Below are 10,885 nucleotides of genomic sequence, written 5' to 3' on the forward strand. Positions count from 1 at the left end.
GGAACTGAGCTACTGTTGGACTGTGCAGGAACGCCCCTACCATCCCAACGAGCCGGCACCCAGACCCCCTGCCCCACCGCCAGGAGGCTGGGTCGGAGTCCCCGGCGGCTCTCGCCCCACCAATGCCCTGGCCATCGTCAGTCTGGCCACCGGGGCGGCCTCCTTCGTGTTCCTGCCACTGGTGGGCGCCATCGTCGCAGTGGTCACCGGCCACATGGCGCGCCGTGACATCCGGCGGACCGGCGAGGGAGGCAGCGGTCTGGCCGTCGCCGGACTCATCCTGGGCTACGTCCACCTGGCCCTGTTCGTGCTGGCGATCGGGGTGGTAATCCTGATCTTCGCCGGCGTGCTCGCCGGGGTCTTCGGTCAGCGCTGAGCCGCGAGCTCTCGGCTTCCGGCTGAGGCGTGAGCGTCCGCCTGGTGTCCTAGAAGTGGACTCCTCGCATCAGGTACGCCAGGGCGGCGGCCTCGGTCGACATCTCGGTTTCCCCCTCCTCCTTGCCCGCGCGTGCCTCTGATCCGCCGCTCGACTCCGGGAAGGCGTGGTAGGCGCCGGTCATGACCAGCTTGAGCAACCCCGGAGCAACGGTGTCGACCCCCTCTCCCAGCTTGCCCAGCCTTGTCGACACCTCCGGCGGTCGGCTGAGAACCGCCTGGAGAACCATCTCCGCCGCCTGATCGGTATCGATGGTGGGAAAGTTGGCGTAGATGTCGGTCGGAGCGATCATCGGCGTTCTCACCAACGGCATGTGCACGTTGGTCACCGCCACTCCATCGTCCGCCACCTCCGGCCCCAGGCAGCGGGCGAGCGCCGCCAGGGCGCTCTTTGAAGCCACGTAGGCGCCGAACCGGGGTGGATAAGACTGCACTCCTATCGAGGAAACGTTGATGATATGGCCGCTGCCGCGCTGGCGCATGCCGGGGAGAAAGGCCAGCACGAGCTTCACGGCGCCGAAGTAATTGAGCTGCATCGTGCGCTCGAAGTCATGGAAGCGATCGGTCTGCTGCGCGATGGAGCGCCGGATCGAGCGGCCCGCGTTGTTGATCAGGATGTCGACTGCACGGTGATCTTGAAGCACCTGCTCAGCGAAGCGCTGACAGGCGCTCATATCCGCCAGGTCAGTCGGGTAGACCCAGGCCTGGCCGCCCGCGGCGGCTATCTCTAGCCTCAGTGCCTCCAACTTGTCTCGGGAGCGCGAGACGAGCATCACGCGGGCGCCGTGCCGCGCCAGGTGGCCTGCCAGCGCCCGGCCGATGCCTGAGGAAGCGCCAGTCACGACGACCACCTTGCCCTGCAGCACCGCCTCCAGATTGTTGGGCGTCAGCATCTCCGGATCGAGCTGCCGCTCCCAGTAGTCCCAGATCTTCCAGGCATAGCTGTGCAGCGGCGGGCAGGCAATGCCGCTTCCGGCCAGCGCCGCTTGGGCCTGCTCACAACCGAACCGCGCTCGGTTGTTCACGTAGGCCAGGGCCGCCGGCGGGATCTTGACGTTCTCCAGCAGCTGGCGCCGCAGCGCCTGCATGACCGGCCAGGCCGAGAGCATGCCGCTCACGCCCTCCGGCACCATGCCCAGAGCGCGCCGATCGAGGCGCAGGGTGAACTGCGGGGCGTGCGCCGCCCTGCAGAACTCGTTGACGGTGTCACCAAACGAGAGCGCTTTGGGATCGACGAGGTGGAAGGTGCGACCGTCTAGGCCGGGCTGCGCGGCTATGTGAGCCAGCGCAGCCGCCACGAAGTCGACAGGAACCAGGTTCAACTGGCCGCCCTCCAAGCCCAGCAGCGGCACCCAGGCGGGCAGTGCGTCGCGCAGGCGCTGGAGCACCTTGAAGGCGTAGTAGGGACCGTCGACCCGATCCGCGGCGCCATCCACCGAACTGCCAATGACAATGCCCGGCCGGTAGATCCGGAACGGCCCAGCGCACTCTTCCCTGACTATGCGCTCAGCTTCGAACTTGCTCCTGTAGTAAGGCTCGTCAAGCGCCTGCCCTTGATCGAACATCTCCTCGTTGAACCCGCCCCGAAAGTCGCGCCCGGCCACAGCGATGGAGCTCACGTGGTTCAAGCAGCCGGCGCCCACGCGATTGGCCAGCTCCACCACGTGGCGGGTGCCTGCCACGTTCGCGCGCCGGTTGTCAGCTTCGCTCGCGGTGAGGTCATAGATTGCCGCCAGATGGAAGATGACCGCGCCTTCGAGCCGCGCCAGATCCGCTTTCCTGAGCCCCAGGGCAGGCTTCGTGACGTCCCCTACCAGCGGCTTCACGCCGGGCGGCTGCAGTCGCTTCAGCTTGCCGACTGAGCCCTCACGGACCAGCGCCAGGATCGGCTCCTGCCGCCGGCTCAGCTGCCCCAGCAGGTGGCGGCCGATGAAGCCGGTGCCGCCGGTAACCAGATAGGTCACCCGACGAAGGTTAGCCGCCGCCGAGCCAGGGCACCAGCAGCCGGGCGAGAGCCGGCGCCCGCTCCACCTGGGGAGTGTGGCCTGAGCCTGACACGATCTCGCAGCGCGCTCCCTCTATGCCCGCTGCCACCGCCAGCGCGTGGACAGATCCGGTCAGGCCGTCCTCTGCCCCCGCGATGACGAGCGTCCGCGTCCCCACCGAGCCCAGGAAAGGACGTAGATCCTGGCGCCTGTCGCACTCGATGTAGCGCAGGATCGACTCGCGTCCCAGCGGACGAGCGCTCAGCTGGCGAACCACCCCCGGCACGAGGCGGGCGAAGGCCGCCCGACCGAAGGCCGGAAGCACCAAACCGAGGTGAAGCTGGTCATCGGTCAAATTGGAGCGCGCCAGCGCTTCCCAGTGGTCGAACACCGCCCGCAGACGAGCGTCAGCATGCTCCGCGGGAGAGATTGCCACCACACTGTTCACGCGGCCGGGGGCTGCTGCCGCCAGCAGCAGTGCGACCGTGGCGCCGAGCGAGTGCCCGACGAGGTGGGCGTCAGCCAAGCCGGCTGAGTCCATGACGGCGAGCAGGTCGGTCACCAGCTGCTGGGGGCCGAAGGGGACACCCGGGTCGGCTGTTCGCCCGGTTCCCCGAGGATCGAATAGGACGCAGCGAAAGCGAGGAGTGAGGGCGCCCAGCAGCTTGAGCCACGCGCCCCTGTCGCTGAACGTGCCGGGAACCAGCACCACGCGCTCACCCGACTCGGCTCCGACCACCTCATGGGCCGGAATCAGCCCTGCGCTCAGTTCAGCTCGTAGAGATCGCCGAACTTGCCTTCCACGTAGCGGATCCAGGGCCCCGCCTCTATCGCCCGTCCCGTCACCCGCTGGACCAGCTCCTGGGGCGTGAACTTGCGACCGTGCAGGTAGACGTTTTCGCGCAGCCAGCCAAGGAGAGGAGCGAAATCACCGGCTGCGATCTGAGCGTCCAGCTGGGGCAGCCCCGTCCGGGCGCGCTCCATGAGCTGGGCGCCTATCACGTTGCCCAGCGCGTAACCGATGAAGCCGCCGAGCATGGGTTGGGTCCAGTGGATGTCCTGCAGCGGCCCCTCCACCCCTGACGGTGGCTCCAGGCCCAGATACTCCTTCACCTGCACTGCCCAGGCCTCGGGCACCTCCTCGACAGCCAGCCGCCCTTCCAGCAGCTCCTTCTCGATCTCGAAGCGAAGCATTATGTGCAGGTTGTAGGTCAGCTCGTCGGCGTCGACCCGAATGTAGGAAGGTTCCACCGCGTTGCAGGCGCGATAGAACTCCTCCTCCCCCACTTCGTTCAAAGCCCCGTTGAAGGCCTCCTGCAGCTGGGGGTAGAAGTGCTGCCAGAAAGGCCGCCCGCGCCCCACGAGGTTCTCCCAGAGGCGCGACTGCGACTCGTGCACACCGGGCGAGGTGCCCATGGCGAGGGGGGTGCGAGCCAGGACCGGCGAGATGCCCTGCTCGTACATCGCATGGCCCGACTCGTGAATGGAGGAGAAGAGGCAGCCCTCTCGCAGGCTCGGCTTGACCCGGGTTGTGATCCGCACGTCCCCGATTCCGAAGGAGGTGCAGAACGGATGGGCGGAGAGGTCCTGCCGGCCCCGCCCAAAGTCGTAACCGAGACGCTCGACGACGCGGGTCGAAAAACTGAGCTGCTTTTGCGGCTCGACCTCGCGGCTCAGCACCGACACGTCTACGCGGTCTGAGTGCTCCTGGACCCGACGCAGCAACGGCACTATCCGGTCCCGCAGCTGGCTAAACAGGTGCTCCACTTGAGCCGTGTCGAGACCCGGTTCGTTCAGGTCGATGAGAGCGTCGTAGGCCCTGCCGGTGGTTCCGATTGCCTCCGCCACACGCTGGGCCAGCTCCACAGTGATCCGCATCCGCGGCGCGAACAGCGCCCAGTCGCCCTTGGCGCGGGCCTCCTGCCAGACGGGCCGCGAGATCGCGCCTTCGCGCGCCAGGGCCACGACCAGGTCGCTGGGCAGCCGGGTCTCCTGGTCCCAATCGCGGCGCGTCACCCGGACCAAGCGCGCGTCGTCCGAATCGTCGGCCAGGCCGCTCACCTCCGACTCGGCGGCTTCCAGCAGCCGCCCAGTGCTCGCAGCGACGAAACGCTCGTGGGCTATACGGCTCAGGGTGCCGAGCTGATTTGCACGGTCCGCCACGCCGCCGGCAGGCATGTATGTCTCCTGGTCCCAGCCCAGCAGCTCAGCCGCCTGATGGAGGTCGCTGACCTCGAACAGCACCTCCCTCAGATCCGCCAATGCGCTCAAGCGGGCACCTTCAGCGGCGTCTTCACAGCCTTCGGTTTCCGCGCGGCACGGCGGCCGTTTTGGTCGGCGGCGGCCAGGTGCGGCTGAGCACGCTCCAGCACCCGCCGTAGATATGTGCCGGTGTAGGAGTTGGCATTGACGGCGACCTCTTCCGGGGTGCCCTCGGCGACGAGATCACCGCCTCGCCCCCCGCCTTCGGGACCGAGGTCGACTATCCAATCGGCTGTTTTCAGAACGTCCAGGTTGTGCTCGATCACCACGACAGTATTGCCATGCTCGACCAGCCGGTGCAGCACGTGGAGCAGCCTCTCTACGTCCGCGTAGTGGAGACCGGTAGTCGGCTCGTCCAGCACGTAGATGGTCTTGCCGGTGTCCCGGCGTGACAGCTCGGTCGAGAGCTTCACGCGCTGCGCCTCCCCACCCGACAGCTGCGTGGCCGGTTGGCCGAGCCGGATGTAACCAAGGCCCACATCGCGCAGGGTCTTGAGTTTGCTCAGAATCCGAGGGACGTTCTCGAAGACCTCGTTCGCCTCATCCACTGTCATCGCCAGCACTTCAGAGATCGAGTGGCCGCGAAACTTCACCTCCTGCACCTCGCGCGTGTAGCGCGTCCCCTGGCAGACCTCACACTGCACGTAGACGTCGGGCAGGAACTGCATCTCGATCTGGATGATGCCGTCGCCCTGGCAGGCTTCGCAGCGACCGCCCTTGACGTTGAACGAGAAGCGGCCGGGGCCGTAACCACGCACCTTTGCCTCCGGCAACTGCGCGAAGAGCTCCCGGATCGAGGTGAACATGCCGGTGTAGGTCGCCGGGTTGGAGCGAGGCGTGCGGCCGATTGGCGATTGATCGATCTGGATCGCCTTGTCCAGATGCTCCAGCCCGTCGATCCGGTCGTGGCGACCGGGCTTGTCCTTGGCGCGGAAGAAGTGCTGGCCGAGCTTGCGGGCGAGGACGTCGCTGATGAGTGACGACTTCCCTGAGCCGCTCACGCCGGCCACGCAGATGAAGCAGCCGAGCGGCAGCCGGACGTCGATGCCGCGCAGGTTGTTGGCCGCCGCGCCCCTGATCACCAGCTCCTTGCCGTTCCCCGGGCGGCGGCTGCGCGGCAGCGCAATGCTGAGGTCACCGCGCAGATAGCGGGCGGTGAGGGAGTCGCTCTTGGCAACCACGTCCTGCACTGGCCCTTGCGCCACCACCACGCCGCCATGCTCGCCCGCGCCCGGCCCGATGTCCACCATCCAGTCGGCCGCCATGATCGTCTCCTCATCGTGCTCGACGACTATCAGCGTGTTGCCGAGGTCGCGCAGCTGAACCAGCGTCTGGATGAGACGCCGGTTGTCGCGCTGATGGAGGCCGATCGAGGGCTCGTCCAGGATGTAGAGCACGCCCATCAGCTTGGAGCCGATCTGGGTGGCGAGGCGGATCCGCTGGGATTCGCCGCCCGAGAGCGTGTTGGCAGCACGCTCCAGCGAGAGGTAGTCGAGTCCCACATCGATGAGGAAGCGCAGCCGCTCGCGGATCTCCTTCAGGATGCCTCGGGCAATCGTCTCCTCCCGCTCGCTGAGGCGCAGCTTGTCGGCGAACTCCACTGCCTCGGTGACTGCTAGCCGGCAGACGTCGGCGATGTTGCGGCCGGCCACTGTGACGGCGAGGGAATCAGGCTTGAGGCGCGCGCCACCACAGGCGGGGCAGGGCTTCTCGGCCAGGTACTTGCCCAGCTCCTGCTTCAGGAATTCGGATTCGGTTTCGTCGTAGCGCCGTTGAACGTTGGCCAGGATGCCTTCGAAGGGAGCCTCGTAGTGGCGCCGCTGGCGGTACTGGTTGCGATAGGAGAAGCGCACCTTCTTTTTGCCCGAACCGTTGAGCAGCAGGTCCAGGTCCGGACGGCTCAGGTGTTGCACAGGCAGGTCCATATCGATCTCGGCCGCCTCGCAGAGCGCCTCCAGCATCTCTGGATAGAAGAACTGGGAGCGGCTCCAGGGGGCGATGGCGCCCTGCCGCAGGGTCAGCGAGGGGTCCGGGATGACCAGCTCGGCGTCAGCCACGAGCTGCATGCCGAGGCCTGTGCAGGTCGGGCAGGCACCGTGGGGCGTGTTGAAGGAGAAGTTGCGTGGCTGCGGCTCGGGCACGCTGTGGCCGTCGTAGGGACAGGCGTAGTCCTGTGAAAGGCAGACCTCGGCCGGCGCCGCGGCGCCCGGGCGGACCACGTGAACCAGCAGCACAGAACCCTGACCCAGCTTGGCAGCTATCTCCAGCGAATCGACCAGGCGCATGCGCTGGTCGGGCCCGACGACCACGCGGTCGACGACCACCTCGATGTCGTGCTGCTTGTAACGCTCGAGCGGAATCTCGGCGCCCAGCTCGTAGAGGGTGCCGTCGACGCGCACCCGCGAGAAGCCCTGCTTGCGGATGTCCTCCAACAGCTTGTCGTACTCGCCCTTGCGGCCCCTCACCACTGGTCCCAGGATCATCAGCCGCGTGCCCTCGGGCAGCTTCTCGACCTGGTCGGCCATCTGCTCGATCGTCTGCTTCGCGATCTCCCGGCCGCAGATCGGGCAGTGGGGATGGCCCACTCTGGCGTAGAGCAGCCTCAGGTAGTCATACACCTCGGTGACGGTGCCCACCGTCGAGCGGGGGTTCCGCGAGGTGCCCTTCTGGTCGATCGAGATCGCCGGTGAGAGCCCGTCAATGGCGTCCACGTCAGGCTTTTCCATCTGGCCCAGGAACTGCCGGGCATAGGCCGAGAGCGATTCCACGTAGCGCCGCCGCCCCTCGGCGTAGATCGTGTCGAAGGCCAGCGAGGACTTGCCCGAACCGGAGAGGCCTGTGAACACGACCAGCTTGTCGCGCGGGATGGCCAGTGTGACGTCCTTCAGGTTGTGCTCCCGCGCACCGCGCACGACTATCTGATCGTTAGCCATCTGCCTCCGCTGGCTGGAAGGTGGCGGTGGCCGTGCCGATCAGGCGGCCCTGCGGGCCGGTGATGGTGCACTCAGCCAGAGCCGTGCGCCGGCCCGAGTGGACGACCCGCGCCACTGCCCGCAGCCGCTCGCCGGCTCGAGCCACGCCTGTGAAGTTGCACTGCAGGTCGAAGCCCGAAGCCGCCTGCCCCGGCACTGCGTCAGCGGCGATGGCCCCTTCCAGAGCTGACTGGGCAAGGACGGCCAGAAAGCCACGATGGATGCGGTCGCCATCGGCGAAGTCGGGCCGGCCCTCCATCTCGAGCGCCACCTCACCCCTACCGGCCTTCACTGTCTCTATCCCCAGCCAGGCGAGCGGCCGGGATTCCCTCTCCGCCATCAGCGCCAGCCTCCGTCGCGGGGGATGCGAAGGCAGGTCGAGGAAGCCTGGGCGACGAGCTTGCCGGCTTCGTTGACCACCTGTGCCTCGCTGAAGAGCAGGTCTTCGCCCATCTCGACGATCCTGCCGATGGCCCGGATCCGACCATCGACCACCGGGCGGAGAAAGTTGATCTTGAGGTTGATAGTGGTGTTCGCCTCCTGGTCGGGCTGAAGGGTGAGGAGCGAGGTGCCCATCGCGGCGTCGGCGATCTGAGTGATGACACCGCCCTGAACCACGCCGCCCGGATGGCGGTGTTGAGAGTCGGCGGTCAGCTCCACCACCACCCGGCCTGGCTCGACTTCCGCGAAGCGCGCCCCGAGGGCTTCGCTCCAGCCTGCTCGCGGGCCCTCGCCGCGCAGGCCCAGCCGGAGTGCTTCGAGGTTCGTCACCAGCCCATTTTCGAGGAAGCTCAGCCGTGGCCTAGGGCCCGCGACGGCTGCGCCGCCAGTTCTGGACCTGGCTGGTGCGCTGCCTGGGCGCCGCCGCGATGGCCAATGCCACCTCGGCGTCGTCCTCCCCGCCGCTGTCCTCCCCGGCCAGCCGCTTGCGGATGCCGATGATCTTGTCCCTGACGCGCGCGGCGTCCTCGAACGCCAGCTCCTTGGACAGACGCTTCATCTCCTTCTCGAGATCCCGCACGATCGCCAGCAGGTCCGCTCTAGGAACCCCGGCGCCGGCCATCAACTCCACTGCGTCGGCCTGCAGATCCTTGTGGTCGATCTCGAGGGCGTAGATGGCCTTCTTCACGGTCTCCGGAGTGATGCTGTGCTCTTCGTTGTAGGCGATTTGCCGCGCCCGGCGCCGGTCGGTCTCGTCGATCGCCTCGCGCATGGAGTCGGTGATCTTGTCGGCGTACATGATCACGTGCCCCTCGACATTGCGGGCGGCTCGACCGATGGTCTGGATGAAGGAGCGGAAGGAGCGCAGGTAACCCTCCTTGTCGGCGTCCAGGATGGCGACCAGAGCCACCTCGGGCAGGTCCAGGCCCTCCCGCAGCAGATTGATGCCCACCAGCACGTCGAAATCCCCCTGGCGCAGCCCGCGCAGGACCTCGATCCGCTCGATCGCATCCAGATCCGAGTGGATGTAGCGAACGCGGATGCCGTACTCCTTCAGGTAATCGGTCAGGTCCTCGGCGAAGCGCTTCGTCAGCGTGGTGATGAGGCAGCGCTGATCTCTCGCGGCGCGCTCGCGCAGCTCGGCGACCAGGTCGTCAACCTGGCCCTCGGTCTTGCGCACCTCGATCGCCGGGTCGACCAGCCCGGTCGGCCGCACCAGCATCTCCACCACCCGCTGGCTCTTCTCCAGCTCGTAAGGACCCGGTGTGGCGGAGACGTACACGATCTGGCCCGCCCGCTCATCCCACTCCGCGAAGCTGAGCGGCCGGTTGTCGAAGGCGCTCGGCAGGCGGAAGCCGTACTCGACCAGCGCCGCCTTGCGGGAACGATCGCCACCCAGCATGCCGCCGATCTGGGGCACCGCCACGTGCGACTCGTCAACGAAGATCAGCGCGTCGTCGGGTAGGAAGTCGAGCAGGGTGTAGGGCGCCTCGCCCGGCTGCCGGCGGGTCAGGTGGCGGGAGTAGTTCTCGACCCCCGCGCAGGTGCCTGTCTCGCGCAGCATCTCCAGATCGAAGTTCGTCCGCTGGCGCAGGCGCTGCGACTCCAGCAGGTTGCCGTGTTCGTCGAACCAGCGGCAGCGCTCCTCCAGCTCGGTCTCGATGTCCCGCATCGCCAGCTCCAACTTGCCGCGGGGCGTGACGTAGTGAGTGGCGGGGAAGATGGTCAGCTCCTCCCGCTTGCCGAGGATCTCACCAGTCACGCTGTCCAGCTCCTGGATGCGATCGATCTCATCGCCGAAGAATTCGATCCGATAGACCTTCTCCTCGCTGGCCGGGACCACGTCGACGATGTCGCCCCGGACGCGAAAGCGGAGGCGGCTCAGGTCGTAGTCGTTGCGCTCGTAGAGCATCTCGGTCAGCTTGCGGAGGAAGATCTCGCGGCGCAGCGTCTGGCCGGCCTTGAGAGTGAGCGACTCGCCCATGTAGTCCTCGACCGAGCCGATGCCGTAGATGCAGCTGATGCTGGCGACGACTATCACGTCGCGCCGGGTGAGCAGGCTGCCGGTGGCGCGGTGGCGGAGGCGGTCGATCTCCTCGTTCCGGCTGGAGTCCTTCTCGATGTAGGTGTCGCTCCGGGCGATGTACGCCTCGGGCTGGTAGTAGTCGTAGTAGCTGACGAAGTACTCGACGGCGTTGTGGGGGAAGAACTCGCGGAACTCGTTGGCCAGCTGCGCCGCCAAGGTCTTGTTGGGCGCGATCACCAGGGTCGGGCGCTGCACCGCCTCGACGATCTTCGACGCGGTGAACGTCTTGCCGGAGCCGGTGACGCCGAGCAGCACGACGTCGGGCTCCCCGCGCGCGAGCGCCTCGGCCACGCCGGTGATCGCCCTCGGCTGGTCACCGGACGGTTCGAAGTCGCTGACCACCTTGAAGCTGCCCATTCCTCAAGGGTAGTCCCCGTCTGCGACATCGGCCCGGCTCAGCTCCCTGCGACAGTCGCGGCTCGCGCGCGCCTGAGCGCGCGGGCCTGCTGGTCACCCGCATCCTGCCCGAGGAGCCCGCGAGCCCGTTCCTGCGGGCACGGGCCATCGAGCAGCGCTCACGGATGGCCGAGATCGCCCGGCGCTTCCCCCCGCCGGCCGGTGCTTCGGGTCCCCTGCGAGCCGACCGAGATCGACGGGCCCGAAGTGCCGGAGAGGATCGCCGACCACATCCGCGAGGCCGTCGGGCTCCGCTGACCGCTCAGGTCGCCGGTCCAGCCGGGCCGGACCGGCCGCCCCCGTCCAGC

Annotated in this window: 9 protein-coding genes; 1 reads left to right on the forward strand and 8 read right to left on the reverse strand. The window is 67.4% G+C overall.

Annotated elements, in window-relative coordinates; genetic code table 11:
* Window positions 1-22: 22 nt before the first annotated feature.
* Complete coding sequence (locus ACR2MZ_RS09275; protein ID WP_434004767.1) at window positions 23-376, forward strand: DUF4190 domain-containing protein; 354 nt, start codon at window positions 23-25, stop codon at window positions 374-376.
* 49 nt (window positions 377-425) lie between these two features.
* Here the strand turns inward: ACR2MZ_RS09275 and ACR2MZ_RS09280 are convergent, their stop codons facing one another.
* The 8 genes from ACR2MZ_RS09280 to ACR2MZ_RS09315 all read right to left on the reverse strand — a co-directional run.
* The gene (locus ACR2MZ_RS09280; protein ID WP_434004768.1) at window positions 426-2,399 is read right to left on the reverse strand and encodes an SDR family oxidoreductase; all 1,974 of its coding nucleotides are present in this window, start codon (window positions 2,397-2,399) and stop codon (window positions 426-428) included.
* A gap of 10 nt (window positions 2,400-2,409) precedes the next feature.
* On the reverse strand, window positions 2,410-3,159 hold the full coding sequence (locus ACR2MZ_RS09285; RefSeq protein WP_434004769.1) for an alpha/beta fold hydrolase: 750 nt from the start codon (window positions 3,157-3,159) through the stop codon (window positions 2,410-2,412).
* 26 nt (window positions 3,160-3,185) lie between these two features.
* The gene (locus ACR2MZ_RS09290; RefSeq protein WP_434004770.1) at window positions 3,186-4,691 is read right to left on the reverse strand and encodes a carboxypeptidase M32; all 1,506 of its coding nucleotides are present in this window, start codon (window positions 4,689-4,691) and stop codon (window positions 3,186-3,188) included.
* Window positions 4,688-7,615, reverse strand: a complete 2,928-nt coding sequence (gene uvrA / locus ACR2MZ_RS09295; protein WP_434004771.1) for an excinuclease ABC subunit UvrA — start codon at window positions 7,613-7,615, stop codon at window positions 4,688-4,690. Before uvrA ends, ACR2MZ_RS09290 begins: the two co-directional genes overlap by 4 nt.
* Window positions 7,608-7,994 carry a PaaI family thioesterase gene (locus tag ACR2MZ_RS09300; protein ID WP_434004772.1) on the reverse strand — a complete coding sequence of 129 codons (387 nt, stop codon included), beginning with the start codon at window positions 7,992-7,994 and terminating at the stop codon, window positions 7,608-7,610. The genes uvrA and ACR2MZ_RS09300 overlap by 8 nt, the downstream gene beginning before the upstream one ends.
* The gene (locus tag ACR2MZ_RS09305; protein ID WP_434004773.1) at window positions 7,994-8,425 is read right to left on the reverse strand and encodes a PaaI family thioesterase; all 432 of its coding nucleotides are present in this window, start codon (window positions 8,423-8,425) and stop codon (window positions 7,994-7,996) included. Before ACR2MZ_RS09305 ends, ACR2MZ_RS09300 begins: the two co-directional genes overlap by 1 nt.
* 31 nt (window positions 8,426-8,456) lie before the next feature.
* Window positions 8,457-10,538 carry an excinuclease ABC subunit UvrB gene (gene uvrB / locus ACR2MZ_RS09310; RefSeq protein WP_434004774.1) on the reverse strand — a complete coding sequence of 694 codons (2,082 nt, stop codon included), beginning with the start codon at window positions 10,536-10,538 and terminating at the stop codon, window positions 8,457-8,459.
* 158 nt (window positions 10,539-10,696) lie between these two features.
* Window positions 10,697-10,885, reverse strand: a 189-nt coding sequence (locus ACR2MZ_RS09315) for a hypothetical protein (RefSeq protein WP_434004775.1), incomplete at its 5' end; no start/stop codon positions are given.

This window comes from Candidatus Dormiibacter sp. (genome assembly GCF_050999135.1).
GTDB classification, from domain to species: domain Bacteria; phylum Chloroflexota; class Dormibacteria; order Dormibacterales; family Dormibacteraceae; genus Dormiibacter; species Dormiibacter spiritus.